Genomic DNA, 24,670 nt, shown 5'->3' on the forward strand with positions numbered 1-24,670 from the left:
TTGAGGACCTTATGGCTTCTGCTGCTGAACAACTTGCCGCCAATATGAATTTCGGCGCCTTTTCCAAGGCGACCGATCTTCACAAGCGTCTGCTTTTTACGCTCGGCGCCCTGATCGTTTACCGTCTCGGCACCTATGTGCCGCTGCCGGGCATCAACATGGCCGAATTCACCAGGGCCTTCTCCGGCCAGTCGAACGGCATCTTCGGCATGATGAACATGTTCGCCGGCGGCGCCGTGCAGCGCATGGCCGTGTTCGCGCTGAACCTGATGCCCTACATTTCCGCCTCGATCATCATCCAGTTGATGGGCTCCGTCTATGCGCCGTGGGAAAAGCTGCGCAAGGAAGGCGGGGAGGCCGGCCGCAAGCAACTCAACCAGTACACCCGTTATCTGACGGTGGTCCTGGCCCTGATCCAGTCCTTCGGCATTTCAGCGGCCATGCAGTCCTCCGGCCTGGTTCTGCAGCCCGGTATCTTCTTCATCATCTCCTCGATGGCCACCCTGACCGGCGGTACGCTGTTCCTGATGTGGCTGGGTGAGCAGATCACCTCGCGCGGTATCGGCAACGGCTCGTCGATGATCATTTTCGCGGGTATCGTGGCAGTGCTGCCGTCAACCGTCGGCCGCCTTCTGTCCATGGGCTCGACCGGCGACATCAACCCCGCCATGCTGATCCTCATCATGGCCGTCCTGGTCGCTACCATCGTTTTCATCGTCTTCATGGAGCGCTCGCAGCGCCGCCTGCTTGTGCAGTATCCCAAGCGCCAGGTGGGCAACCGCATTATGGGCGGTGAGTCGTCCTTCATGCCGCTGAAGGTCAATACGGCTGGTGTCATTCCGCCGATCTTCGCCTCGTCGCTGCTGCTGATGCCGACCTCGATCCTGACCTTCGTGGGCCAGAACCCGGACAAGATCCCGAGCTGGCTGCAATGGCTGCCCTCGATCAGCACGCAACTGACGCACGGCCACCCGGTCTTCATGATCCTTTACGCGATCATGATCATCTTCTTCACCTTCCTCTATACCTCGCTGGTCTTCAATCCGGACGAGACGGCGGAAAACCTGCGCAAGTACGGCGGCTTCCTGCCGGGCATCCGTCCGGGCAAGCGCACCGCGGAATATCTCGATTTCGTCCTGACCCGCATTACGGTGCTCGGCGCGGCCTATATCACCATCGTCTGTCTGTTGCCGGAACTGCTGATCGCCCAGATGGGCAACAGCTTCTACTTTGGCGGCACCTCGATCCTGATTGTCGTGACCGTGACCATGGATACGGTGGCGCAGATCCAGTCGCACCTGCTGGCGCACCAGTATGACGGCCTGATCAAGAAATCGAAGATGAAGACCGGCAGCAAGGGCGCTGCGACCAGCACCCGTGGAAGGATCGGCCGATGAATATCATCCTGTTTGGCCCCCCAGCGGCGGGCAAGGGTACACAGGCAAAGCGTCTGGTCACGACACGGGGCATGGTGCAGCTCTCGACGGGCGACATGCTGCGGGCGGCCATCAAGGCCGAAAGCGAACTGGGCCTGAAGGTCAAGGACATTCTGGCCACGGGAGGCCTGGTCTCGGATGAGATCGTCATCGATCTGATCAAGGAAAATCTCCCGGCGGCGGAAGCGGCCGGTGGCGCCATCTTCGACGGTTTCCCGCGCACCGTGGCTCAGGCCGAGGCGCTTGACGCCATGTTGGGCGAGCGCGGCGCGAAGATCGACAAGGTGGTCCGTCTGAAGGTGGACGAGGCTGCCCTGGTAACGCGTATCGAAAAGCGCTTTGCCGAAGAAGGGCGCTCGGACGACAACCCTGAAGCCTACAAGGTGCGCCTGGCGGCCTATAATGCCCAGACCGCGCCGCTGCTGCCCTATTACGCGGCGCAGGGTAAGCTTTTTGAAGTTGACGGCATGGGTGCTGTGGAAGACGTCGCCGCCCATATCGACAGCGCGCTGGCATAGAGAATCTGTCGACTGTCCAAAAGGTGGCCGGCGAGGGCGCAAGCCCGAAAATATCGGATGCGAAGCGCCCTTGGGCGCCTATCATCTCAAGAGAGTAAAAAAAGTATGACCAAAGCAGTTTGGACTTGCTTTTTTTAAAACTAAACCATTGACGGAAGCCAAAACCCTTCTATAAGGGCAACTTCCGCGAAATCACGCGTATGGACCACGGCTGAAGGTCAAATCTTAGCCGTGTGGCATACGTGTCATCTTTCGTTTCAAGAAATGCGTCCCGATAGCATGGGGGCGCGTTGCAGGAGATACCTCAAGTGGCCCGTATCGCAGGCGTCAATATACCGACCAACAAGCGCGTCGTCATCGCGCTCCAATATATCCATGGCATCGGCGCGCATAACGCCGAGGAAATCGTCAAGAAGGTCGGCATCGAAGATAGCCGCCGCGTCAACCAGCTTTCTGATGCCGAAGTGCTGCAAATCCGCGAAACCATCGACCGCGATTACACGGTCGAGGGCGACCTGCGCCGTGAAGTCTCGATGAACATCAAGCGCCTGATGGACCTGGCCTGCTATCGCGGCCTGCGTCACCGTAAGGGCCTTCCTGTGCGCGGTCAGCGTACGCACACCAATGCGCGCACGCGCAAAGGCCCGGCGAAGCCCATCGCCGGCAAGAAGAAGTAAGGATAGCTGACCAATGGCTAAAGAACCTTCACGCGTTAAAAAGCGCGAACGCAAGAACATCACCTCGGGTGTGGCTCACGTCAACGCCTCGTTCAACAACACCATGATCACGATCACCGACGCGCAGGGTAATGCCGTGTCCTGGTCGTCGGCCGGTGCCATGGGCTTCAAGGGTTCGCGCAAAAGCACCCCTTACGCCGCCCAGGTCGCTGCCGAAGACGCTGGCAAGAAGGCCATCGAGCACGGTGTCAAGACGCTGGAAGTCAGCGTCGCTGGTCCGGGTTCCGGTCGTGAATCGGCTCTGCGCGCCCTGCAGGCCGTCGGTTTCACCATCACCACGATCCGTGATGTGACCCCGATCCCGCATAACGGCTGCCGTCCGCCGAAGCGTCGTCGCGTTTAATTTTATTTTCCCTATTTTTTCAGTCGCTCTGCCTGATCCGGCAGGGCGACCTTTCCTGTCTTGAGGGACGTAAATGATCGAAAGAAACTGGCAACAGCTTATTCGTCCCGAGAAGCCACAAGTCGAAGCGGGTTCCGACCCTTCGCGCAAGATGCGTCTTGTCGCGGAGCCTCTGGAGCGCGGTTTCGGCGTGACCCTCGGTAACGCGCTGCGTCGCGTACTCCTCTCCTCGCTGCAAGGCGCGGCTGTCACCTCCGTCCAGATCGACGGCGTGGTGCATGAATTCTCCTCCATCGAAGGCGTCCGTGAAGACGTCGTCGACATCATCCTGAACATCAAGCAACTGGCGCTGCGCATGCACGCCGAAGGTCCGAAGCGCATGGTTCTGCGCGCCTCGGGCGCCGGTCCGGTGACGGCCGGCCAGATCGATGTCCCGGCTGATATCGAAGTCCTAAACCCCGACCACGTCATCTGTACGCTGGACGAGGGCGCTTCGGTGCGCATGGAATTCACCATCCAGAACGGCAAGGGCTATGTCCCGGCCGACCGCCTGCGTCCGGAAGACGCGCCGATCGGTTTGATCGCCGTCGACGCCCTCTATTCGCCGGTCAAGAAGGTGGCTTACAAGGTCGAGCCGACCCGTCAGGGCCAGTCGCTCGATTACGACAAGCTGATCCTTGAAGTCGAAACCAATGCCGCGGTAACGCCAGTTGACGCCGTCGCTTTCGCGGCGCGTATCCTGCAAGACCAGCTGCAAATCTTCATCACCTTTGAAGAGCCGAAGGCACCGGTCGTTGAAGAAGGCAAGCCTGAGTTGCCGTTCAATCCGGCCCTGCTCAAGAAGGTCGACGAACTGGAACTCAGCGTCCGTTCGGCGAACTGCCTGAAGAACGACAACATCGTTTATATCGGCGACCTGATCCTGAAGACGGAATCCGAAATGCTGCGCACGCCGAACTTCGGCCGCAAGTCGCTCAACGAAATCAAGGAAGTCCTGGCTTCCATGAACCTTTCGCTGGGCATGGATATCCCGAACTGGCCGCCGGAAAACGTCGAAGACCTGGCCAAGAAGTTCGAAGATCAAATCTAGAATTTCTGATATAAGCTTAGTGGACCCGGATGAGCGATCATCCGGGTTTCCTATTTATAGGAACTGTTTTTTCGGTTCCGACTTGCCGCGAAAGACCAGAACCTTGTCGTGGCAATTTCCATCCTTCGGGATGGACGTCTGAAACGGGCAGGGGCCGTCGGCCTTTTGACCTTTGTGTTCGGGCTCGTTTTTGGGAGATCGGTCACGCCGCGCGCTGCCGGTCTTTTGGAGAATTTATCATGCGTCACGGCTCCGGCTATCGCAAACTCGGTCGCACCACCTCGCACCGTATCGCCATGTTCGCCAACATGGCTGCCTCGCTCATCAAGCACGAGCAGATCGTCACCACCCTGCCGAAGGCCAAGGAACTGCGTCCCTTCGTCGAAAAGCTGGTCACGCTCGCCAAGTCGGGCACCCTGCACGACCGTCGTATCGCCATCTCGCGCGTCCGTGACGTTGCCCAGGTTGGCAAGCTGTTCGACGTGATCGGCAAGCGCTACGCTGACCGTAACGGCGGCTATATCCGCATCATGAAGGCCGGCTTCCGCCACGGCGACAACGCCCCGATGGCCATCATCGAGTTCGTTGATCGTGACGAAGCCGCCAAGGGCCTGGATTCCGGCCCGGTGTTTGAAGTCGCCGGCGACGAAGAATAAAAACGTAATCCCTCCGGCACGCTAGTGCCGGCAAGGGCAAGCGCCCGCCCGCGACGTTTCGCGGAGCCTCGCGGCGCTTGAGCGTAAAAATAAAGCCGCTGGAGCAATCCAGCGGCTTTATTAATGTTTTGGTGACAATGGTTAACGAAAGTGTGATCAAACGGCGTAAACCGTTATTTCGCATCTGCGTAATTCTCCGCTAACGTGCAGGCCGTGGACAGGGCCCTGTGCGCCGCGTCTGCATTCCATCGCATTGCAAGGAGGGTTACCATGATTGACGATTTTGCCATCGCCGACCCCGCCGAAGAGACGCTTGACCTGTCTGGCGATATGAACCTCAGCCCGTCTGAAAATGCGGACGAGGCTGACACTGTTTTTTGTGCCCCCATGCTGGACCGTATCCGCACCAGCGACTGATATAACAGGCTTATATTTGAGGAAGCCCCCGGTTATCGCCGGGGGCTTCTTTTTTGTGTCATGCACACACCCTAGACTGACCTGGCTTATCTGGAGTGCGTGATGCTTAAAAAAGGTTTGTCTGTCCTGGCCGCCCTGGCCTGTCTGTCTGTGGCTGCCTGCAGCCATGTGCCCGCGGCGCCGCCTGTGGCCGAAGCGGCGCCGCAAGGGCCGAAACTTATCCTGATTTCGATCGATGGCTTTCGCGCCGACTACCTCAAGGAGGGCGTCACGCCCAATCTTCAGGCTCTGGCCGAGGGCGGCGCTTCGGCGGCCATGGGGCCCTCTTTCCCCAGCCTGACCTTCCCCAATCACTACACACTGGTCACCGGCCTGCGGCCCGATCACCACGGCATTGTCAACAACACCATGCGCGATCCGCAAAAGCCCGGTGTCACGTTCAAGCTGTCGAACAAGGAGGCGGTGGCCGATGAATTCTGGTGGGACGACGCCAAACCGCTATGGGTGACGGCGCAGGCGCAAGGGATCAAGGTCGCCACCCTGTTCTGGCCCGGTTCCGAGGCTATCAATCACGGCGTGCGCCCGGCCTACTGGCTGCCTTATGACGAAGCCATGCCGGACGCGGCCCGCGTGAAGCAGGTGCTGGACTGGATCGATCTGCCGGCGGCCGAACGTCCCGGCGCCATCACGCTCTATTATTCGCAGGTCGATCACCAGGGCCATGATTTCGGCCCCGGCAGTCCGGAGGTCGATGCCGCCCTGCGCGAGGTCGATGCCTCGATCGGCCAACTGGTCGATGGCCTCAAGTCGCGCGGCCTCTATGGCAAGACCAACATCATCATCGTGGCCGATCACGGCATGGCCAAGCACAGGCCGGAAAGATTCATACGCCTGGCGGATATCCTGCCCGCCGATAGCTATGACCTCGTCACCGGCGGACAGGTGGCCGGGCTTTCTGCCAAACCTGGCCATGAGGCAGAGGTCGACAAGGCACTGATCGAGACGAAGCACGACTATATGCAGTGTTGGCACAAGGCGAAGATACCGGCGCGCTTCCATTATGGCCATCATCGCCGGGTGCCGGAAATCACCTGCCTGGCGGCAGTCGGCGGTTTTATTGTCGGTCCATCAACGGACAACTGGATGCCGAAGCCGGAAGGCGGCAGCCACGGTTACGACCCGGCAGCGCAGGAAATGCAGGCTCTGTTTATTGCCAATGGTCCGGCCATCCGTCCGGGCGTGAAACTGGCGCCGTTTGATAATGTCGATGTCTACTCTTTGGAAACGAAGCTTTTGGGTATCAAAGGCGAGGCGAATGACGGCAATCTGCGCGCACTGAAGCCGGCCTTATACTGACAGAAACCGGCCACGGGTCTTATAGATGGCATGGCTGGCCGAACGCGGTAATTTCGCGTAAGGACAGACCATAACCAGAAAGACCGAACATGTCGGAAGCGCCTCCAATGACTATATCTACAGGCAAAAAAGCCGCCGCTGCCTTTATCCTGGTGACGGTCTTCCTTGACATGCTGTCGATTGGTGTCATCATTCCTGTCTTGCCCCAATTGATCATGAAGGTCGGCGGCCTGACCATTTCGCAGGCGGGGCTGTGGACCGGCATTTTCGGCGCGGCCTGGGGGCTGGCGCAATTCCTCTTCACACCGGTGCAGGGCGGCCTGTCCGATGCCATTGGCCGGCGCCCGGTCGTACTGGCCTCCAATTTCGGAACCGGCGTCGATTTCCTGTTCATGGCGCTGGCGCCGGGTTTGTGGTGGCTGCTAGTCGGCCGGATCATTTCCGGCATGACCTCGGCCAGCATCTCGACGGCCTATGCCTATATGAGCGATGTCACGCCGCCGGAAAAGCGCGCCGGCGTCTATGGCCTGATGGGCGCGGCCTTCGGCGTCGGGTTCGTGGTCGGGCCGAGCCTGGGTGGTCTGCTTGGCGGCGGCCTGCACTGGGGGATGATCCAGTTCAATGGCGATCACCATTATCCCTTCTTCTTCGCCGCGGCATTGAGCCTGTGCAACTTCCTCTATGGCCTGTTTGTCCTGCCGGAATCCCTGCCTCTGGATAAGCGCAAGCCGTTCAGCTTCCATACCGCCAATCCGATTGGTGCCATCAAGTTCCTGGCGCGTTCGGCGCAGGTGATGCGGCTGTCCTTCATGTATTTCCTGCTGATGTTCGGCCAGAGCGTCTTCCCGACGACCATGGTGCTATATGCCGGCTATCGCTTTGGCTGGGGACCGACCGAGGTCGGGCTGATGCTGGCCGTGGTGGGCATCCTGTCGGCCATCGTGCAGGGCGGGCTGACCGGCGTGATCACCAAGCGGATCGGCGAACGCAAGGCCATGTACATCGGTATCGGCGCCTCGCTGATCGCCTATACGGCCTATGGACTGGCGCCGAACTGGCAGATATTTGTCGGCTTTATCGCCATCGGCTGTTTCGGCGGGCTGGCCATGCCCAATATTCAATCACTGATGAGCAGCAAGGTTGATCCGAAGGAGCAGGGCACCCTGCAGGGCTCGAACATGAGCCTGACCACTATGGGCAATATCGTGGCGCCGCTGATCTTCGGCTATGTCCTGTCCACGGTAACCCGGCCCGGTGTCGCGGTTGTCTATAGCGGCGCGGCCTTCCTGGTGGCGGCGGTCTGCACCCTGCTGTGCCTGTGGCTGGCCACCGGCGTCAGGCAGTCCCTGGCCGTGGAAAAAGCCTATGGCGGCGAACCTCAGATTGACGGCTAATTGGCGCTGTCAGCCTTGATACTGCCGTAATGATTTTTACATTCAGGATACCCGGATCACTGCAAGGAGCCTAACATGAAACTGCACGAACCGTTTGCCCTCGCCACTGTCATCATGCTGGCGGCTTGCTCGCCGGGCCACAGTCAGGACGGGCAAAAGTATTCCGGCAGTTTTAATGAAGCCCTGACCCAGCCGTCCAAGGTGCCGGACAGCGCCATTGGCATGAAGGCGTCGTTTGCGCCTGTGGTCCGCACCGTGGCGCCGGCCGTGGTTAATGTCTATGCCCGCGGCGTGGTGCGCCAGCAGGTCGATCCGTTCTGGCAGATGTTTGGCGCTGTCCCCCGCCAGCAGGTCCAGCAGTCGCTGGGCTCCGGCGTCATTGTGCGCAAGGATGGCATCGTCGTCACCAATAACCACGTCGTCGCCGGCGGCCAGCAGTTCATGGTGGTACTGAATGATCGCCGTGAATATCCCGCCAAGCTGTTGCTGGCCGATGAGCGCACCGATCTGGCCGTGCTGCAGATCGCTTCCAAGGAAAGCTTCCCTACGCTCGAAATGGACGACGATCGCAATCTGGAGGTCGGCGACCTGGTTCTGGCCATCGGCAATCCGTTCGGTATCGGCCAGACTGTGACCAATGGCATTATTTCGGCGCTCAACCGCACTGAGGTCGGCCCTGGCGGTGGTTCCTATATCCAGACCGATGCCGCCATCAATCCGGGTAATTCCGGCGGCGCCCTGGTGGATATGAATGGCCGCCTGATCGGCATCAATTCGATGATCGTGTCCGGTTCCGGTTCCTCGGCCGGTGTCGGTTTTGCCATTCCTTCGGCCCTAGTGCGCCGCGTGGTCGAAAGCGCGGCTGGCGGTGCCACGCATCTCCAGCGGCCGTGGCTTGGTGCCAAGGGCGACACCGTCACCAGTGATATTGCCAAGAGCCTCGGCATGGATCGCCCGGAAGGCGTGCTGGTATCGGATATCTATGCCGGAGGGCCAGCGGATCAGGCCGGTCTAAAGACGGGTGACGTCATCCTCAGCATCGATGGCCAGCCGGTCAATGACGCCTCCTCCATGCGGTACCGTATTGACCTCTTGACCGTGGGCCAGATGACCGAAGTGCAGGGCCTGCGCAATGGCAAGCCCTTTACGATAAAAGTGAAAGCGCAGCCGCCTTCGGCGACGCCGGCGCGCGATGAACGTGTCATTGCCGGCAATAATCCCTTCGCCGGCGCCAAGGTGGTCAATCTCTCTCCCGCTGTGGCCGAGGAGGTTGGCGCCGATCCCTTCGATGCACCCAAGGGCGTGATGGTTTATTCTATCGATTCCTCACGCAGCTATGCGGCGGGTATCGGCCTGCGTCCGGGCGATATCATCAAATCAGTCAATGGCCGGGTGATTAACACCACCGCCGATCTCGATGCCGCCACCAGGGCCGGCGCGCGCCGCTGGCAGATAAGCATCATGCGCAACGGCCAGATGATCACGGCGACCTTCAGTTAAATCAGCCTGCGCGTGATAGCTGAGCAGGTCGCGCCACCTGATCCATGGCAAAGCGGCATATGCGATCCACAAGAGAGTCCCAGCCCTCGGATTGTAAGCGGAGCACATGGGTTGCTGCAATGAATTCCAGTTGAGTGCTGGCTGACAACGGATAAATCAAAGCTGTCGATCTGTCTCCGTATTCGTCCTGATCGCCTTGAAGGATCAAGGTGGGTACTTTCAGGCGTGCCAGGTGATCGACCCTGTCAGGTTCATGCGCCTTTTCGGGATGGCGAAAAGGATAGCCCAAGCAGACTATGCCGGCCATCGGCGCATTACCCGCCGACTCGGCGGCGAGACGTGTCATGACCCGTCCGCCGGAAGAGCATCCTATCACGATCAGATTTTGCGTGGGAATGGAGGTCAGAATGCGACGGAGAAAAGCGATGCGCGGCGCCAAGCCCAGCGGCGGAACGCCATCGGCGAACTGTTCAATCAGATTGCTGTAGGTCAGGTGACGGCCGGGCAAGCGATGACATAAGACTGTCTCAATATACTGATCGTCGGGGTAACGATCTCCTGACATGAAAAGAAAGGTTACATGGGATAGCTGCGATCTGACTGACATGACTCATTACCATCTGGCCTTATCCAGTGGTCGGCCTGTTCATAACTGTGAAGTGGTAATGTGACCAAGATCTTAATACAGCCGTATCTTTCGCAACTGCTTTACAGCCTGCGATTCCCTGCCAATAATGTCCCCTTCATTTAGGGAGGCGTATAATGTTGAAGGTATCCGGTTTGGCCCTGGCGATGGCCCTGATAGCGGGCGGAGCGATGGCGCAGGAACAGGCCTTGCCAATGCCGGCGCCGGATACGCCTGCCTTGCCTACGCCGCAGGATGTCGATTATCCCGGCACGATCAAGCTGCATGTCGATGCCACCGATCTCGACCGCCATATCATTGCCGTCCATGAGGCCATCCCGGTTTCAGGTGCTGGCCCGCTGACCCTGTTGCAACCGAAATGGCTGCCAGGCACCCATTCGCCGCGCGACAGCGACATCACCAAGTTGGCCGGTCTGCATATCACGGCGGGCGGAAAAGAGCTGAAGTGGCGCCGCGATGACGTGGCGACCAATGGCTTCCATATCGAGGTGCCGGCCGGCGTCACCGAAGTGGTGGCCGACTTCCAGTTCCTCTCACCCGTGCAGGAACGCGACGGCCTGATTGTCCATACGCGCAACATGATGGACATGCAGTGGGAGAACGAGAGCCTTTATCCTGCAGGCTTCTTCACCCGCCGTATTCCGGTTGAGGTGACGCTTACGATGCCCCAGGGCTGGAACTATGGTTCGGCTCTGGAAGAGGCGAAGCGTGAGGGCGATGTCGTCACCTTCAAGCCGATCTCCTACGACAACCTCATCGATTCGCCGCTTTTGGCCGGGCGCTATTTCAAGCGTTATGATCTCGATCCCGGTTCGAAGGTGCCGGTCTTCCTCGATATTGCCGCTGATGATCCGGCGGACCTGGAAGTGCCCGAAAAAGCCCTGACCATCCAGAAGAAAGTAGTCCAGGAAGCCTGCAAGCTCTTTGGCGGCCAGCATTACGATCATTATGATATACTGCTGGCCATCACCGATGAAATGGGCGGCATCGGTCTGGAACACCACCGCTCGTCGGAAAACGCCGTCGAGCCGGGGTATCTGCGCAATGTCGTCGGCAAGGGCTTTGGCCGCTTTATTCCGCCGCATGAATATACCCATAGCTGGGATGGCAAGTTCCGCCGCCCCGCCGGGCAGTTTACGCCGACCTTTCAGGAGCCGATGCGCGATGAACTTCTGTGGGTCTATGAAGGCGGCACGACCTACTGGGGCGAACTGCTGGAAAGCCGTGCCGGGCTCTACAATTTCGACCAGCGTTTGCAGATGATGGCCGTGACCATGGCCAGTTACGACCTGCTGCCGGCGCGCGAATGGCGCGATTTGCAGGACACCACCTATGATCCGATCATCTCCAACCGCGAGCCGAAGTCGTGGCCGAGCTGGCAGCGCTCCGAGGACTATTATGCTGAGGGCGGCCTGATCTGGCTCGATGCCGATACCCTGATCCGCGAAAAGACCGGCGGGAAGAAGTCTCTCGACGATTTCGCCAGGGCCTTCTTCAATGTTCATAACGGCTCTTACCTGCCGGCGCCCTATACCTTTGATGACGTGGTGACGGCGCTGAACTCGGTCTACCCCTACGACTGGGCCAGCTTTCTGAAGACACGGTTGGAGCGCACAGGAAAAGGGGCGCCGCTCGATGGCCTGACCCGTGGCGGCTACAAGCTTGTTTATGACGATACGCCGTCGGATTACATCAAGAGCAATGAGAGTAAGCGCGGCGCCAATTTCGGCTACAGTTTGGGCCTGACTATCGGCAAGGACGGCAGTATCCGCGATGTGCTCTGGAATGGCCTGGGTTTCAAAAGCGGCCTGACGGCCGGCATGAAGGTCATCGCCGTCAATGACCGGGCCTATGACAGCGATCGTCTGAAGGATATGGTGATCGCCGCGCATAAGCCAGGCAATAGCGACAAGATCACTCTGCTGGTGCAGGATGGGGAGTATTTCAGAACCATCACCTTCGATTATCACGAGGGCCTGCGTTATCCGCATCTGGAGCGCATAGCGGGTACGACCGACTGGCTGAAACCGATTTACGGGGCTGAGGATAAGCCAGCGAAAAAGGGGAAATAGCTGGCGCGAAAAGTTAATGCGCGTTAACCTCTTTGGGCGGAGAATCGTGTCTCCGCGCCGGAGGTGGGCGTGTATTTCACAGGCGCAGGACAGGTTGAAACGCGGGCCAGCGCCTATTGGCGCCAGCGCGTGCAGGCCGTTGAGCCTGTGGTTGGCCAGGCCCGCAGAAAAGCCGCGCGTCGCCGGGAGGCGGACCGCGAGGATGGTCATGGCCCCGCGCTCTATGTCACCCTTTCACCCGTGGGGCAGGCGCAGCTCGAAAATCTGCGGCGGGAACTGGCCGCACAGCGGACGAAACGTTAATTTTACCTTCCCAGGCCGGGAAGGATGTTCTATATTTGTTTCATGTCGAAAGCGCCTATTGCCGATCTGTTCGGCGCCCCCGAACCGTCGCTGAAAAGCGCTATCCCACAAGTTGATGAGGCGGCAAAGCCGCTGGCTGATCGCCTGCGACCGAAGACGCTTGCCGAGGTGGTGGGACAGGATCATGTGCTGGGTAGTGGCGGGGCGATCGCACGCGTGATCGAGCGCGGATTTTTGCCGAGCCTGATCCTGTGGGGACCGCCGGGTGTCGGCAAGACGACCATCGCGCGCCTGCTGGCCGAGGCTGCCGGCTATGAATTTCAACAGATATCGGCCGTCTTTTCCGGCGTCGCTGATCTGAAGAAGGCGTTCGAACAGGCGCAGTTTCGCCATTCCCAAGGCGCGCGCACGGTTCTGTTTGTCGATGAGATCCATCGTTTTAACCGCGCCCAGCAGGACAGTTTTTTGCCCTATGTCGAGGCCGGGGTCGTCACCCTGATCGGCGCCACCACCGAAAATCCATCGTTTGAATTGAATGGCGCGCTACTGTCGCGCTGCCAGGTGTTTGTGCTGAAAAGGCTGGATGACGCGGCGCTCGATCAGCTGATCGCCCGCGCCGAGGACCACCTCGGCCACGGCCTGCCGCTGACGCCGGAAGCCCGCGACACGCTGAAGCTGCTGAGCGATGGTGACGGGCGCTATATCCTGAGCCTGATCGAGTCGCTGGACCACATGGGCTTTGATGCGCCGATAGATAGCGAAGGCTTGCTGGCGCATCTGCAAAAGCGCCGGCCCAATCACGACAAGGACCGGGAAGGGCACTACAATCTCATCTCGGCCCTGCACAAGTCGGTGCGCGGGTCTGATCCGGACGCGGCGCTTTACTGGCTGGCGCGGATGCTCAATGGCGGCGACGATCCGCTGTTCATCGCCCGCCGCCTGATCCGCATGGCCTCGGAAGATATTGGCAATGCCGATCCGATGTCCTTGCTGATGTGTCATGCGGCGCGCGATACCTACGAGGTGCTGGGAAGTCCTGAAGGCGAACTGGCCCTGGCGCAGGCCGTGGTGCATATGGCGTCGGCACCGAAATCCAACAGCGTCTACACGGCCTTCAAGTCGGCTGTGAAACTGGCGAAGGAAACCGGCCATCTTGATCCGCCGGCGGTAATTCTCAATGCACCGACCAAGCTGATGAAGGATATCGGCTATGGCGCGGGCTATATCTATGATCCGGACGATCCCGATGGTTTCTCCGGCCAGAACTATTTCCCCGATGGCATGAAGCGTCCGAAGTTCTACGATCCCAAGGGCGACGGCCACGAAGGCAAGACGAAACAGCGGCTTGAATATTGGGCCGAACTGCGCGAGAAAAAGCAGAAGTGGTAATTTCATACGAGGGGGAATTTATGGGTTCGTTTTCACTTTGGCACATTCTGATTCTTTTTGCAGTTCTGGCCTTTATCCCAGGCATCGTGCTGGCTGTACTCCTGTTTCTAGTCAGGCCGAGCGGCCCAAACCGTTTCGGGGCGTCGGCACCTGCCAGAAATTTCGGTGACGCCATTACGGTTTGCCTCAGCAAGTTCGTTGATTTTAATGGCCGGGCCAGCCGTTCCGAATACTGGTGGTTCTATCTCGCCAGTTTTCTGTGCAGTCTGCTTGTTTCGACATTCGCGCGTCCGATTATCGGTGGCTTCGCCCAGATTGTTCCGCTTGTACTCCTGTTGCCGGGATTAGCTGCCGGAGCGCGACGTCTCCACGATACTAACCGCAGCGCCTTATGGTTGCTTTTGAACCTGACCGGCATAGGCGGATTGGCGTTATTGATCGTATTCGCCCTGCCGCCAGCAGGGGATGATCAGGCGCGCGTCTTTGAATAGGCTTTGACGCGCAAGCCATGTCCGGTTAGTCAGCCTGCATGGTCAAGCATTCCCCTCAGCATCGTCAGGCGCTCGCCAGCGGTCGCAGCCGTCCGCCGCAAAAGAGCAAGAGCGATAATCTGCGTAAAGCCCCGCGCCTGATCCCGGAGGCCGACCAGGCTTGGGTGAAGTCGATGATCGTCTATGAGGATGAGCATATCATGGGCTTCAACAAACCCTCCGGTTTGTCTTCGCAGGGCGGGCGCGGCGGTGGCAATAATCTCGACGATATGATGTGGACCTTTGTCAAGCCGAGCGGCCGGCGACCCATGCTGATCCATCGGCTGGACCGCGACACCTCCGGCATCTTGCTGGTGGCGAAAACCCAGCCGGCGACCTCCTATCTTGGCAAGGCGATGATCCGCCGAGCCTTTGCCAAAACCTATCTGGCGGTGGTCGGCAATTCGCATAATCTGCCGGACGAGGGCGTGATCCGTTTCCCGCTGCGGCGCGAGGAAATCGGCCGTGAAGCCTATAGCCGCGTTTGCACCGCCGATCATCCCGATGCGCAAACCGCCGAGACAGCCTTTACCGTGCTGGCGCGCACCGACGAAGCCGCCCTGGTGCGCTGCGAGCCCCATACCGGCCGGATGCACCAGATTCGCGTCCATCTGGCGGAAATGGGATCACCGATCGCCGGCGATGTTCGTTATGGCGGTGCGTTATCACTGGGCGGCGTGGCCGTGCCGCGGCTGATGCTGCACGCCAGGCAACTGATCTTTCCGCATCCGGATGGCCGGGGGGAGTTCACGCTTGAAGCGCCTGTGCCGGAGGACATGGCCCGGCTCTGTCGTGAGATCGGCCTCGACGGGCTTTAAGCCTTTTTACTTTTCGCCTGTGCTGTCATGGTATAAGGGCAGGCAAAGCATTGGAGTGGCGGATGAATCGGAAAATCGACTGGAGCGAACTGTTTTTCTCGTCCACGGGCCGGGCCGGGCAGATGCCGTCGATCATCGCGGCCGTGGTGTTGCTGCTGTTTCTGGCCGTTTATGAGTCGGTGGTGACGGGCGCCTTGTCTTTTCTCAACTGGATTGTCTATCCGATACTTTTTTATTGCGGCGCCTGCGTGGTTTCGAAGCGTCTGCACGATCGTGGCCGTTCCGGCTGGTGGTCGGCGGTGATCCTGCTGGCAGTGGTGATGGTCTGGCCGCGGCCGCAGGGCTTTTTCGATTTTATCGCCGTGGCGGTGCTGGTCTGGGCGGTGATCGATCTCTGCGTCATGCCCGGCGAGCGCGGTGACAACCGCTATGGCCGGACATTGTTTCGCCTGACGCCGGGTGAAGGCTGAGCCTCGTGTATGCCCTGAAATCGGGTATCAAGGAAAATCCTGAAAAACGCTGGGCGCTGCCTGACCGTATATTCTTCGGTTTCGGCGCCTGCCATATTCTGGCGGGTGTGTTTCTGGAAACCCAGAACTTGCCTGTTTTTTATGCCGAGCGGATTATTCCGCATGAAGGCTACTGGGGCAATCACATCTACGTAACAGACGGCGTCATTGCCTTCGATTATCACGGTTACAGCCGCCGTGACCGACTGCTGGCGCATTATATCAGAGGCTGGTCCGATCGATACCCTGGCTGGGGTTTTACCCTAGAAAAGGTGGGCTTCGACCTACTCGATACTAAGGCGCTCAATTCACGAAAGATGCTGGGGGCTGACCAGTATCTGCATAACGCCATACCGCGTGCGCACCGCTTTATTGAGCGGATAGACCATGAAAAGGGGACTGAGAGAGCCTATGCTTCCACTGGCCCGAAGATCGCCTCGAAGCTCGATTTCAGTGCATAATCCACTTCATCCATCGTTACCGGCAGGCCGAGGTCGAGCAGCGACGTAACGCCGTGTTCAGTGATGCCGCACGGCACGATACCGTCGAAATGCGACAGGTCCGGCTCGACATTCAAGCTGATGCCGTGGAAACTCACCCAGCGGCGCAGCTTGATGCCGATGGCAGCGATCTTGTCTTCGGTCAGCGGCTCGTAGCCCTTATCCCGCCGCTCGACCCACACGCCGACCCGCCCGTCACGGATATGGCCCTCGACATTGAAACGCCATAAGGTGTCGATCAGCCAGCGCTCCAGCGCCTCGACAAAAGCGCGGACATCCTTGCGGCGCTGGTTGAGATCGAGCATGACATAGACCACGCGCTGGCCGGGGCCATGATAGGTATATTGCCCGCCGCGTCCGGCATCGAAGACCTCGAAACGATCGGGGGCTATCAGGTCCTCCTTCTTCGCCGAGACGCCAGCGGTATAAAGCGGCGGGTGTTCCACGAGCCAGACCATTTCGCGCGCCTCGCCGGCGGCGATGGCGGCCACGCGTGCTTCCATGAAGGCCAGGGCTTCGGGATAGGGCACGAGGGCAGGGGCCACGATCCATTCAGGCGGCAGGCCCGTTTTTTTGGCAAATGGCGGCGTGTTTAACGTCTCGGAAAGCATGTCGCTTCAATGTGTCATAAGTTGTTAAGAGGCAAGGCCCTAATATAGGGGTTCCCTCTCGATTATGTGGGTTTTAGGGGCTGTTTTTTCGTGTCTAACCAGGTGGGCGCCGTTCCCGTTGAAATTTCGGTTCTGCTCGGGCGTTCGGTTTTGCCGATGGCGCAGCTTCTGCGCATGGGCCGTGGCGCGGTGATTCCGCTCGATGCCCATGAGCATGACGAGGTGTGGATCCTGGCCAATAACCACCCGGTGGCGCGCGGCGAAATCCAGATTTTTGAGGAAAAGATATCGATCGTGGTCACCCGCCAGGCCAATGTCTATGACTTTATGGCGATCGGTTCGTAAGCCTGACCGCTAATATTTTGGGATAGTTGCGATTAAGGGCTTCCCAAAGCGTAAAAGTGTTGCTATCTGCGCCCCTCTCCGGATGGCGTGCGGTCATGGCGGAATTGGTAGACGCGCAGCGTTGAGGTCGCTGTGGGGCAACCCGTGGAAGTTCGAGTCTTCTTGACCGCACCAATCCGGAGATCATTTTTGAGGCATACGCGATAGCGTCTGAATGGGGAGCCTGAGCGATGAGCCAGAAGTCCGAAACCCCTCAAAAAACCGATATTCCCGAAACTGATGTCCTTGTCGCAACGCCGGTTAAAGACCGCCGTGACAATGAAGAGATCGATGCCGAGCTGATCACGCCGGAACAGATCGAGGATTTTGCCCTAAAGGACGATTACGCCCTTAATCCGCAATATATTTCGCTGGTCATCGATGCCGCCGATCGCGGTGACGGCCTGCGCCTGCGCGAACTGCTCGATGCCCTGCATTACGCCGATATCGCTGACCTGCTGGGCTTCCTGTCGGAAGATTACCGCGAGGAGGTCATTCCGTGGATTCCGTCCGACGCCCTGGCTGATATCCTGCCGGAACTCGATGACGATATCCGTGAGGAAGTCATTGAGAGTATGCACACGGCCGATATCGCCGAGGTGCTGCAGGAACTGGATTCCGACGACGCCGCCGCCGTTTTCGAGGATCTGGAGGAAGACCAGCAGAAGGCGGTCCTGGCCGCCATGCCGGAATCCGAGCGCGAGGCCATCGTCACGTCGCTCGCCTATGAGGAAGAAACCGCCGGTCGTCTGATGCAGCGCGAAGTTATGGCCGCGCCCAGTTTCTGGACCGTGGGTCACGCTATAGACCATATGCGCGAAGCCGGCGACGACCTGCCGGAACTGTTCTTCGACATCTATGTCATCGATCCCTCGCACAAGCCGGTGGGCGCCGTGCCGGTATCGGTGCTGATGCGGACCAAACGCGACATGGTGCTGTCAGCGCTCATGGACCCGACGACGGAAATCACCGTCGACATGGACCAGGAAGAGGTGGCCTACATCTTCGAGAAGTACCACCTGATCTCAGCGCCGGTGGTGGATGCCTCCGGCCGGCTGGTCGGGCAGATTACGGTCGACGACATCGTTAACATCATCCAGGCGGAAAACCGCGAAGACATCCTGGCGCTCGGTGGTGTGTCGGATATCGAGGGGCGCGACACCGACATCATGGCGATGGTGAAATCACGCCTGCCGTGGCTGCTGATCAATCTGGTGACGGCCTTTGCCTCGGTGACTGTGATCAACGCCTTCCAGGGCGAGATTGTCAAGATGGTCGTGCTGGCCACCTTGATGCCGATTGTGGCGTCGATCGGCGGCAATTTCGGCACCCAGGCCCTGACCGTGGCCGTGCGGGCGCTGTCGGCCCGCGAACTGACCGCGGCGAATGCCATGCGTACCCTGGGGCGCGAGATTCTGTCTGGCCTGCTGATCGGCGGCTGTGTTGGCCTGGGGCTGGCGGGCGTAGTGCTGGTCTTCTGGCATGATTACAGGCTGGCGGGGGTTATTGCGGGGGCGACCGTGATCAATTTCACCATGGCGGCCCTGGGGGGCACCCTGATACCGATGGGCGCCTCCAGGATGGGGATGGACCCGGCCGGGGCCTCGCCGATTTTCGTGACTTTGGTGACGGATTTCTGCGGCTATTTCAGTTTCCTGGGTCTGGCTGCCATAATCCTCTTGTAAATCTTAAATGGTCTGTGGTTTGCTAGATTGGAACACAAGGCTCGAAAACTGTCTTGTTTTGGGGCAATCGGGCGGTTGCCGCCTGTGGTGTTCGGCCCTGTGATGTTCAGTCTGGGGCCAGGTTCAGGGACTGGGATTACGGATGAGAGCGCGTCAAAAAGTCTCCCGCGCGGGGGTCGAGCTCATCAAGAGTTTTGAAGGGCTGCGTACAACCGCGGCCCGTTTGCCCGATGGTCGCTGGACCCTGGGCTATGGTCATACCTTTTCCGCTCGTGAAGGCGCCCGCGTCACGCAGGAAGATGCCGATGCCCTGTTGCGCTTCGACCTGCTGCCGGTGGTGGACGCCATCAACAATCTGGTGCTCGTGCCGCTGAATCAGAACCAGTTCGATGCGCTGGTGTCCTTCTGTTTCAATATCGGCGCTGAGAATTTTGCCCAGTCAACCGTGCTCAAGCGCATCAATGAAGGGCGTTACGCCGAAGCCGCCCTGGCCATGGATAGCTGGCGTTCGGCTGAATTCAACGGCCAGACCTATGTGCTGGCGCCGCTGATCCGCCGCCGTGCCGCCGAAAAGGATCTGTTCCTGACGCCCGAAGACATCAGCCACCAGGCCGCCACGCTCGGCCGGCCGGTTGAAGATGTGCCGCCGTCACCGGTTGCCGCTCCTGAGGCCAGCTATATCAATCCGTATGCCTCGCCGGCCCCGGCCGCAGCAGAACGCCAGGTCATCGACTTAGGCACGCCTGCGCCGGCGGAAACCGTTGTGGAAAGCCTACCCCAGGGCTTTGCCGGTACACCGGTGCCTCCGGCTGCGCCAGAAGCCAGAACGAGCATAGATATTCAGGCCGCCATCGCCCGTGCCCAGGACGAACAAAGGCGCCTGGAAGAGGCGCAGCGGGCAGAGGCCCTGCGCGCGGAAGCCCTGCGTATCGAAGCCGAGCGGGCTGAAGCCCAAAGACTCGAATCCCAAAGACTCGAAACTCAGCGGCTTGAAATGCAGAGAGAGGCCGAGGCCCTGGCGGCGGCTCGTGCCGCCGAAGCGGCGCGCATTCAGGAACAACAACGGCTTGAAGCCGCGCGTATCGAGCAGGCCCAACTTGAACAGGCCAGACTTGAACAGGCCAGACTTGAACAAGAACGCCTTGAGCAGTGGCGTATGGAGCAGGCCCGTATCGAAGCGGAGCAGGCCGAGGCCGCCCGTCTGGCTTCCATTCGCGCCGAAGCCGTGCGCCAGGAGCAGATAAGGCTCGAACAGGTCCGTCTGGAACAGGCGCGCATCGAAGCGGAACGACTGGAACGCGAACGCCTGGAAACGGAGCGTCTGGAAGCCGAACGCGCGGAGGCGGAGCGTCTCGAAAGCGAACGCCAGGAAAAGATACGTCAGGAGCAGGCCCGTCAGGCCGCCGAACGCGCGCAAGCGGAGCAGGCCCGTCTTGAGCAAGCCAAACTTGAACAAGCCCGCCTTGAGCAGGAAAAGCGGGATCGGGAAGTGGTGGTGCAACCGGCGCCTCCGGCCGATGATGAAGCGGAAAAGGCGCGCAAGGCCGAAGCCGCGGCTGCCCTGATGCGGCTGTACTCGCCTTATGGCGGCGGCAATCTGGGGCGCCCGCTGGCCGGGCCTTTCCCAAAGCCGGCGCCGGAAACGCAATCTGCACCACAATCTGCACCGCAACCCACCCCAGTGGCACCACCGGCGGCACAGCCAGGCCCCGAATTCACCAATCACAGCGTCATTTCGCCTTCGAGCGCTGAATCGGCGCCATTTGAAATCTCGTCGCGCGCGGAAGCTGTGTCAGAAACCCCTGAGCCGGAAGCAGCGCCGACGGTGGTGGATTTCAGCCCGATCGGTTCGGCCTCGACCATGCCGCCGCCGGTGATTACCGCCCTGAATCCTTACGCAAAGCCGATCCCGGCCGCCGCCCCTGTAATCGCGGCGGCGACGGAAACCCTGGTCGAAGTCCCGCGTCCCGCGCCGGTCGATCTGTCGGCGCCGTCAAATGCGCCGATTGCGGCCGAAATCGGCGGCCTGCACTGGCGCGAACAGCTCCAGCGCCCGCTGCCGCAGGATTACCAGGCGCCCCAGGCAACGCCGCAACGGGCGGAGCCGGAGCAACCTTTCCTGCGCGCTGGCCCGTCATCGAATTTCCAGACCGCAGCCTATGAGGATGACAACGAGTCCTGGATGATGAACGGCGATCGCATCGCCCTGTCCGCCGAGGAGACAGATGAGCCGCATGAGACCCTGTGGCAGATGATCATGAAGACGCTGTGGCTCATCACCATCAGTGGTATCGGCCTGGGTTGCCTCGGTGCCGCGACGGGCGCCTGGTGGCAGGCGACGCATGATCAGACCGTCATCCGCAACGGCATGGTTGATACCTATACCTTTATTTCCATCGGCACCGCCGCGCTGGGCATCCTGTTTGTTTCGATTTCGGTGTGGCTGATCCTGAAACGGCTTGGCGGTTTGAAGGACTGATTTAGCTCAAGCGCCGCATGGCTCCTCGCAAAAGCTCGGGCGGGCGGTCGCCCTTGCCAAATATCGAGAGATATTTGGAGTTTTATTTCCGTGCCAGCTTCGCCGGCGGCTCGACGGCGGTTGCCATATAGCTGTCATCCGGCGTGAAGGCCGGAATATTCGGGTGTACGCTCTTGCCCAGCTTGCGCAGGGTCGTCACCGGCGAATCCAGTTGCGCCAGGGTGGCCACGGTCGTCTGGTAACCGCTCTCCACCGCCTTGTCATAGGCTTTCCAGTCACGGATCTCGACGCCTTCCGGTTCCGGGATGATCAGCAGGTCGGTGGCGGCGCGTGAAAGCGCCAGGTCGGCGGCGGTGATAATGGTGGCCGAGCGCATCATGACCGAAACAATGGGCGGTCCTCGACGCCAGTCGCCCTTGGCAAACCACGAGCCGAGGTTTTTCGGAATGACCAAGGCCCGCGGGTCCAGGCCGCGCGCCCGCGTGACATCGACGCCGATGACCGTGCCCAGGTGCGTATTGCGCATCATGGTGGCGGGGAAGGAGCGCATCACCGCGCCATCGACCAGCACTTCGCCATCTTCCACCACCGGCGGCAGGACGCCTGGCAGGGAAATGGAAGCCCTGAGGGCGCGGCGCAGCGTTCCGGTCTTGTGGACCTTCAGTACGCCCGTTGTCAGGTTGGAGGACAGGCAGAAGAAGGGGATGGGCATGTCCTCGATCTGGACATCGCCGAAATGCTTCTCCAGCCGTTTGTCGACCTTGGCGCCGGATACCATCGAGATAAACGGCATGACGATGTCATCGAGCGGCGAGGAATTGACGAAGGCATCGCGGATACGCCAGTCGATTTCGGCTTCGTCCCAGCCGAGTGCCAGGCTTGCCGCGAGAATGGCGCCCATGGACGACCCGCAGACGAAATCGACCGGGATATGCGCCTCGCGCAGGGCCTGAATGGCCCCGATTTCCGAAAAGGCGCGCGCCCCTCCGCCGGAAAAGACGATGCCGACACTATGGCCGGTGACAATGCGCGCCAGGCGGGCGGCATCATTGACATTGTCGGGATGCGTATGGAACCAGCGCGTCGGCTCGATGACATTCAGCCAGGCTTTTGTGCGGCCAGGGATATGCGGCCGGATGTCGTTCGGATAGAGCAGGATCAGGTCGGGTGCGCGGTGGAGCAGTGATTTCTCCCAGGCGCTGGCCAGGGCGTCGGGCGGCCGTTCGGCATTGGCCAGCAGGAACACATGGTCGACCTGGCGGGCGCTCAGGAGCCGCCAGTGGCTTTCATGGCATTCGGCGACATGCAGCACATAATCGTTCTCGGCCTCGATCTGGCTGAAGGCTTCGGGCGCGGTGCCGTGGAACGTCTTGTCGATGATGGCCACCGTGTAGCCGAGTGCGCGTATCTGCACGGCGATGCGCTCGATCAGCGGGCGGATTGGCTGGTCGCATATGGCGTAGAAGGCAAAGACATTGGGCGTGACATTGGGTGTTTCGCGCCGGGCGCGCTCGATCATCTTGCGGGCCAGGGCGAGCGTCAGTTCGGGGCGCGATTCCATGGCGGCGAAGAAGGCATCGCGCGGCATGGCCAGCAGGTCGGAATCACGCAGGGCCATCACCGTGGAGCTATGCGAGGTTCCGGCGATCAGCGACATTTCACCGACCGGTTCGCCCGGTCGGATAATGCCGATCAACGACAGTTCGTCGTGGTCCTCATCATGGCGGAAGGCACCCAGCCGGCCGGAACGCAGCAGATAGAGGTGGTCGGAGTCATCGCCGGCGCTGAACAGGCGCGATCCGCCAGGCAGGGAAATCAGGCTGGCGCTCTGGCCCAGGGCCGTGCCGAACAGGCTTTCCAGCGCCGCTTGCAGGGAGGGAGTGTCCTTGGCCATCCGTAAACGCAAAACCTCATTATCGCCGGTACGCACTTTAACTATAGAAGTGCGCCCGATTTGCTTCTAAATATTTAAGCTTCTTTTTTAACGGTGTTAAGGCCCCAGTCCCTTTGAGTGACATTCATCTGGTAAAATTATGCGTCGGCGCCGATAGCCTCGATGACCTGCTGCGCTGGGAAAAAGCGCGCGGGGAAATCTCCTATATCCACACGCGCAACCGCCCGACGCGCTGGGAAGAACTGCTGGACGGTGGTTCGCTCTATTGGGTGATCAAGGGTGTGATCCTGTGCCGGCGCGAGATCGTTTCGTTCGACGAGGAGGCCGATCACTGGCGGATTGGTTTGCGGACGAAGAACATCCTGACCGAGGCCCAACCGCGCCGCGCTTTCCAGGGCTGGCGGTATCTGAAGCCTGAAGACGCGCCGCGCGATATCATTGAAGGGGAGACAGACCTGCCGGCGGATATGATGAAGGCGCTGAAGGAAGCGGGTGTGTGGTAGGTAACATACAGTGTGTTTACCTTTGCGTGTAAATGTGATATATTGCGCGCAAATGGAGATTTCGTAATGAGTAAGTACGATCCACTGGAAGATTACCTGAAGCAGAGCGGTGATGAAGTTCCGATGGGTTTTTCGGAAATCGAGCACGTGCTTGGGTTTGAGCTGCCGCCCAGTTCGCGCAGACAGCGGGCGTGGTGGAGCAACAATACCAGCAATAACGTCATGACGCGCGCCTGGATCGACGCCGGCTTTGAAACGGCAGAGGTCGATATGGCCGCTGAAAAACTGACCTTCAAACGCACAAAGAAGCCCGCCATGAAATCGTTTGTAAAAACCGCGCCGAGCCATCCGGACTATGTCAAGGTGCATCCGGCCTGGGGTGCCATGAAGGGGATGCTGACGATCCCGAAGGATCTCGACCTGACACAGCCGGCCGATCCGGATTGGGCTGATTTCCTGGATGAAAAATACGGCCGTCCGCGTGGATAGGCCGCTTCTGCTCGATACCTGCGCCGCCATCTGGTTGATGGAACGGGCCGCCTTCTCCAGGGAAAGCATGGCTGCCATGGTTGCCGCCTATGAGCGCGGCGAAAACCTGTTGGTGTCGCCAATTACGGCGTGGGAAATGGGTTTGCTCGTTTCACGCGGGCGTATCCCATCGGTGACCAGTCCGGGCGCGTGGTTTAAGAGCCTTCTGGCCACTGAGGCCATGGAGCTGGCGAAGATGACACCGGAAACCTTAATCGCTTCATCCGGCTTACCCGGAAAATTGCACCGCGATCCAGCCGACCGCATTATTATTGCCACCGCCCGCGAACTGGGCATGACCATCGTGACGCGCGACCGACTTATACTGGACTACGCCGCGCAGGGGCATGTTTCCGCACTGGCCTGTTAGGC

26 protein-coding genes and 1 tRNA gene are annotated in these 24,670 nt (G+C 59.9%); 24 read left to right on the forward strand and 3 right to left on the reverse strand.

What is annotated here, in order from left to right:
* The first annotated feature begins 11 nt into the window (after nucleotides 1-11).
* The 10 genes from secY (at nucleotide 12) to ACTHND_RS03185 (ending at nucleotide 9,447) form a co-directional block, all read left to right on the forward strand.
* Nucleotides 12-1,397, forward strand: a complete 1,386-nt coding sequence (gene secY / locus ACTHND_RS03140; RefSeq protein ID WP_440175842.1) for a preprotein translocase subunit SecY — start codon at nucleotides 12-14, stop codon at nucleotides 1,395-1,397.
* Nucleotides 1,394-1,954: an adenylate kinase gene (locus ACTHND_RS03145; RefSeq protein ID WP_440175843.1), complete on the forward strand. Its 561-nt coding sequence runs from the start codon at nucleotides 1,394-1,396 to the stop codon at nucleotides 1,952-1,954. The genes secY and ACTHND_RS03145 overlap by 4 nt, the downstream gene beginning before the upstream one ends.
* Nucleotides 1,955-2,262: 308 nt before the next feature.
* On the forward strand, nucleotides 2,263-2,631 hold the full coding sequence (gene rpsM / locus ACTHND_RS03150; RefSeq protein WP_090650549.1) for a 30S ribosomal protein S13: 369 nt from the start codon (nucleotides 2,263-2,265) through the stop codon (nucleotides 2,629-2,631).
* Between the two features lie 13 nt (nucleotides 2,632-2,644).
* Nucleotides 2,645-3,034 (forward strand): 30S ribosomal protein S11, encoded by a 390-nt coding sequence (rpsK, locus tag ACTHND_RS03155; RefSeq protein WP_023459532.1) that lies wholly within the window; start codon nucleotides 2,645-2,647, stop codon nucleotides 3,032-3,034.
* 73 nt (nucleotides 3,035-3,107) lie between these two features.
* On the forward strand, nucleotides 3,108-4,124 hold the full coding sequence (locus tag ACTHND_RS03160; RefSeq protein ID WP_090650547.1) for a DNA-directed RNA polymerase subunit alpha: 1,017 nt from the start codon (nucleotides 3,108-3,110) through the stop codon (nucleotides 4,122-4,124).
* A gap of 239 nt (nucleotides 4,125-4,363) precedes the next feature.
* Nucleotides 4,364-4,780, forward strand: a complete 417-nt coding sequence (gene rplQ / locus ACTHND_RS03165; protein WP_440175845.1) for a 50S ribosomal protein L17 — start codon at nucleotides 4,364-4,366, stop codon at nucleotides 4,778-4,780.
* A gap of 270 nt (nucleotides 4,781-5,050) precedes the next feature.
* Nucleotides 5,051-5,197 (forward strand): hypothetical protein, encoded by a 147-nt coding sequence (locus ACTHND_RS03170; RefSeq protein ID WP_440175846.1) that lies wholly within the window; start codon nucleotides 5,051-5,053, stop codon nucleotides 5,195-5,197.
* A gap of 102 nt (nucleotides 5,198-5,299) precedes the next feature.
* Nucleotides 5,300-6,553, forward strand: a complete 1,254-nt coding sequence (locus ACTHND_RS03175; protein WP_440175847.1) for an alkaline phosphatase family protein — start codon at nucleotides 5,300-5,302, stop codon at nucleotides 6,551-6,553.
* Nucleotides 6,554-6,660: 107 nt separating this feature from the next.
* Nucleotides 6,661-7,947: a TCR/Tet family MFS transporter gene (locus tag ACTHND_RS03180; RefSeq protein WP_440175849.1), complete on the forward strand. Its 1,287-nt coding sequence runs from the start codon at nucleotides 6,661-6,663 to the stop codon at nucleotides 7,945-7,947.
* 75 nt (nucleotides 7,948-8,022) lie between these two features.
* A complete protein-coding gene (locus tag ACTHND_RS03185) occupies nucleotides 8,023-9,447 on the forward strand; it encodes a Do family serine endopeptidase (protein ID WP_440175851.1) in 1,425 nt (474 codons plus the stop codon).
* 1 nt (nucleotide 9,448) lies between these two features.
* On the opposite strand, the gene ACTHND_RS03190 is transcribed toward ACTHND_RS03185, so the two are convergent.
* Nucleotides 9,449-10,054, reverse strand: coding sequence for an alpha/beta family hydrolase (locus ACTHND_RS03190; RefSeq protein WP_440175852.1), 606 nt, complete (start codon nucleotides 10,052-10,054; stop codon nucleotides 9,449-9,451).
* Nucleotides 10,055-10,209: 155 nt separating this feature from the next.
* On the opposite strand from ACTHND_RS03190, the gene ACTHND_RS03195 reads away from it, so the two are divergent.
* From ACTHND_RS03195 to ACTHND_RS03225, 7 genes are all read left to right on the forward strand, one after another.
* Entirely contained in the window at nucleotides 10,210-12,165 is a 1,956-nt protein-coding gene (locus tag ACTHND_RS03195) for a M61 family metallopeptidase (protein WP_440175853.1), read from the forward strand.
* 69 nt (nucleotides 12,166-12,234) lie between these two features.
* The gene (locus ACTHND_RS03200; protein ID WP_440175854.1) at nucleotides 12,235-12,468 is read left to right on the forward strand and encodes a hypothetical protein; all 234 of its coding nucleotides are present in this window, start codon (nucleotides 12,235-12,237) and stop codon (nucleotides 12,466-12,468) included.
* Nucleotides 12,469-12,510: 42 nt separating this feature from the next.
* Nucleotides 12,511-13,857, forward strand: a complete 1,347-nt coding sequence (locus tag ACTHND_RS03205; protein ID WP_440175855.1) for a replication-associated recombination protein A — start codon at nucleotides 12,511-12,513, stop codon at nucleotides 13,855-13,857.
* A gap of 20 nt (nucleotides 13,858-13,877) precedes the next feature.
* Nucleotides 13,878-14,348, forward strand: coding sequence for a DUF805 domain-containing protein (locus ACTHND_RS03210; RefSeq protein WP_440175856.1), 471 nt, complete (start codon nucleotides 13,878-13,880; stop codon nucleotides 14,346-14,348).
* 38 nt (nucleotides 14,349-14,386) lie between these two features.
* Nucleotides 14,387-15,205, forward strand: coding sequence for an RluA family pseudouridine synthase (locus ACTHND_RS03215; protein ID WP_440175857.1), 819 nt, complete (start codon nucleotides 14,387-14,389; stop codon nucleotides 15,203-15,205).
* A 62-nt stretch (nucleotides 15,206-15,267) separates the two neighbouring features.
* Complete coding sequence (locus tag ACTHND_RS03220) at nucleotides 15,268-15,675, forward strand: DUF805 domain-containing protein (RefSeq protein WP_440175858.1); 408 nt, start codon at nucleotides 15,268-15,270, stop codon at nucleotides 15,673-15,675.
* A gap of 5 nt (nucleotides 15,676-15,680) precedes the next feature.
* A complete protein-coding gene (locus tag ACTHND_RS03225; RefSeq protein WP_440175860.1) occupies nucleotides 15,681-16,175 on the forward strand; it encodes a hypothetical protein in 495 nt (164 codons plus the stop codon).
* On the opposite strand, the gene lipB is transcribed toward ACTHND_RS03225, so the two are convergent.
* Complete coding sequence (gene lipB, locus ACTHND_RS03230; RefSeq protein ID WP_440175861.1) at nucleotides 16,124-16,825, reverse strand: lipoyl(octanoyl) transferase LipB; 702 nt, start codon at nucleotides 16,823-16,825, stop codon at nucleotides 16,124-16,126. The two genes, ACTHND_RS03225 and lipB, sit on opposite strands and share 52 nt — an antisense overlap.
* Before the next feature lie 66 nt (nucleotides 16,826-16,891).
* Here lipB and ACTHND_RS03235 point away from each other — a divergent pair, with 66 nt between their 5' ends.
* The 4 genes from ACTHND_RS03235 to ACTHND_RS03250 all read left to right on the forward strand — a co-directional run bounded on the left by ACTHND_RS03235 (nucleotide 16,892) and on the right by ACTHND_RS03250 (nucleotide 21,373).
* Entirely contained in the window at nucleotides 16,892-17,170 is a 279-nt protein-coding gene (locus tag ACTHND_RS03235) for a FliM/FliN family flagellar motor switch protein (protein ID WP_440175863.1), read from the forward strand.
* An 89-nt stretch (nucleotides 17,171-17,259) separates the two neighbouring features.
* Nucleotides 17,260-17,344: transfer RNA gene (locus tag ACTHND_RS03240), tRNA-Leu, on the forward strand.
* A 56-nt stretch (nucleotides 17,345-17,400) separates the two neighbouring features.
* The gene (gene mgtE / locus ACTHND_RS03245) at nucleotides 17,401-18,894 is read left to right on the forward strand and encodes a magnesium transporter (protein ID WP_440175864.1); all 1,494 of its coding nucleotides are present in this window, start codon (nucleotides 17,401-17,403) and stop codon (nucleotides 18,892-18,894) included.
* 142 nt (nucleotides 18,895-19,036) lie between these two features.
* On the forward strand, nucleotides 19,037-21,373 hold the full coding sequence (locus ACTHND_RS03250; RefSeq protein WP_440175865.1) for a glycoside hydrolase family protein: 2,337 nt from the start codon (nucleotides 19,037-19,039) through the stop codon (nucleotides 21,371-21,373).
* An 82-nt stretch (nucleotides 21,374-21,455) separates the two neighbouring features.
* Here the strand turns inward: ACTHND_RS03250 and ACTHND_RS03255 are convergent, their stop codons facing one another.
* Nucleotides 21,456-23,267, reverse strand: coding sequence for a patatin-like phospholipase family protein (locus ACTHND_RS03255; protein ID WP_440175866.1), 1,812 nt, complete (start codon nucleotides 23,265-23,267; stop codon nucleotides 21,456-21,458).
* 113 nt (nucleotides 23,268-23,380) lie between these two features.
* On the opposite strand from ACTHND_RS03255, the gene ACTHND_RS03260 reads away from it, so the two are divergent.
* The 3 genes from ACTHND_RS03260 (at nucleotide 23,381) to ACTHND_RS03270 (ending at nucleotide 24,668) form a co-directional block, all read left to right on the forward strand.
* Complete coding sequence (locus ACTHND_RS03260; protein WP_440175867.1) at nucleotides 23,381-23,770, forward strand: DUF1489 family protein; 390 nt, start codon at nucleotides 23,381-23,383, stop codon at nucleotides 23,768-23,770.
* 66 nt (nucleotides 23,771-23,836) lie between these two features.
* Nucleotides 23,837-24,259 (forward strand): DUF7662 domain-containing protein, encoded by a 423-nt coding sequence (locus ACTHND_RS03265; protein WP_440175868.1) that lies wholly within the window; start codon nucleotides 23,837-23,839, stop codon nucleotides 24,257-24,259.
* Nucleotides 24,231-24,668: a type II toxin-antitoxin system VapC family toxin gene (locus ACTHND_RS03270; RefSeq protein WP_440175869.1), complete on the forward strand. Its 438-nt coding sequence runs from the start codon at nucleotides 24,231-24,233 to the stop codon at nucleotides 24,666-24,668. Before ACTHND_RS03265 ends, ACTHND_RS03270 begins: the two co-directional genes overlap by 29 nt.
* The last annotated feature ends 2 nt before the right edge of the window (nucleotides 24,669-24,670 follow it).

The organism is Asticcacaulis sp. (genome assembly GCF_051954415.1).
Taxonomy (GTDB): Bacteria; Pseudomonadota; Alphaproteobacteria; order Caulobacterales; family Caulobacteraceae; genus Asticcacaulis.

Excerpts from the sequence above, each read along its gene's own strand:
- secY (WP_440175842.1), top strand. The coding sequence starts at position 12 with ATGGCTTCTGCTGCTGAACAACTTGCCGCCAATATGAATTTCGGCGCC.
- ACTHND_RS03145 (WP_440175843.1), top strand. The coding sequence starts at position 1,394 with ATGAATATCATCCTGTTTGGCCCCCCAGCGGCGGGCAAGGGTACACAG.
- rpsK (WP_023459532.1), top strand. The coding sequence starts at position 2,645 with ATGGCTAAAGAACCTTCACGCGTTAAAAAGCGCGAACGCAAGAACATC.
- ACTHND_RS03160 (WP_090650547.1), top strand. The coding sequence starts at position 3,108 with ATGATCGAAAGAAACTGGCAACAGCTTATTCGTCCCGAGAAGCCACAA.
- rplQ (WP_440175845.1), top strand. The coding sequence starts at position 4,364 with ATGCGTCACGGCTCCGGCTATCGCAAACTCGGTCGCACCACCTCGCAC.
- ACTHND_RS03170 (WP_440175846.1), top strand. The coding sequence starts at position 5,051 with ATGATTGACGATTTTGCCATCGCCGACCCCGCCGAAGAGACGCTTGAC.
- ACTHND_RS03175 (WP_440175847.1), top strand. The coding sequence starts at position 5,300 with ATGCTTAAAAAAGGTTTGTCTGTCCTGGCCGCCCTGGCCTGTCTGTCT.
- ACTHND_RS03180 (WP_440175849.1), top strand. The coding sequence starts at position 6,661 with ATGACTATATCTACAGGCAAAAAAGCCGCCGCTGCCTTTATCCTGGTG.
- ACTHND_RS03185 (WP_440175851.1), top strand. The coding sequence starts at position 8,023 with ATGAAACTGCACGAACCGTTTGCCCTCGCCACTGTCATCATGCTGGCG.
- ACTHND_RS03190 (WP_440175852.1), bottom strand. The coding sequence starts at position 10,054 with ATGTCAGTCAGATCGCAGCTATCCCATGTAACCTTTCTTTTCATGTCA.
- ACTHND_RS03195 (WP_440175853.1), top strand. The coding sequence starts at position 10,210 with ATGTTGAAGGTATCCGGTTTGGCCCTGGCGATGGCCCTGATAGCGGGC.
- ACTHND_RS03205 (WP_440175855.1), top strand. The coding sequence starts at position 12,511 with ATGTCGAAAGCGCCTATTGCCGATCTGTTCGGCGCCCCCGAACCGTCG.
- ACTHND_RS03210 (WP_440175856.1), top strand. The coding sequence starts at position 13,878 with ATGGGTTCGTTTTCACTTTGGCACATTCTGATTCTTTTTGCAGTTCTG.
- ACTHND_RS03215 (WP_440175857.1), top strand. The coding sequence starts at position 14,387 with ATGGTCAAGCATTCCCCTCAGCATCGTCAGGCGCTCGCCAGCGGTCGC.
- ACTHND_RS03220 (WP_440175858.1), top strand. The coding sequence starts at position 15,268 with ATGAATCGGAAAATCGACTGGAGCGAACTGTTTTTCTCGTCCACGGGC.
- lipB (WP_440175861.1), bottom strand. The coding sequence starts at position 16,825 with ATGCTTTCCGAGACGTTAAACACGCCGCCATTTGCCAAAAAAACGGGC.
- mgtE (WP_440175864.1), top strand. The coding sequence starts at position 17,401 with ATGAGCCAGAAGTCCGAAACCCCTCAAAAAACCGATATTCCCGAAACT.
- ACTHND_RS03250 (WP_440175865.1), top strand. The coding sequence starts at position 19,037 with ATGAGAGCGCGTCAAAAAGTCTCCCGCGCGGGGGTCGAGCTCATCAAG.
- ACTHND_RS03255 (WP_440175866.1), bottom strand. The coding sequence starts at position 23,267 with ATGGCCAAGGACACTCCCTCCCTGCAAGCGGCGCTGGAAAGCCTGTTC.
- ACTHND_RS03265 (WP_440175868.1), top strand. The coding sequence starts at position 23,837 with ATGAGTAAGTACGATCCACTGGAAGATTACCTGAAGCAGAGCGGTGAT.
- ACTHND_RS03270 (WP_440175869.1), top strand. The coding sequence starts at position 24,231 with ATGAAAAATACGGCCGTCCGCGTGGATAGGCCGCTTCTGCTCGATACC.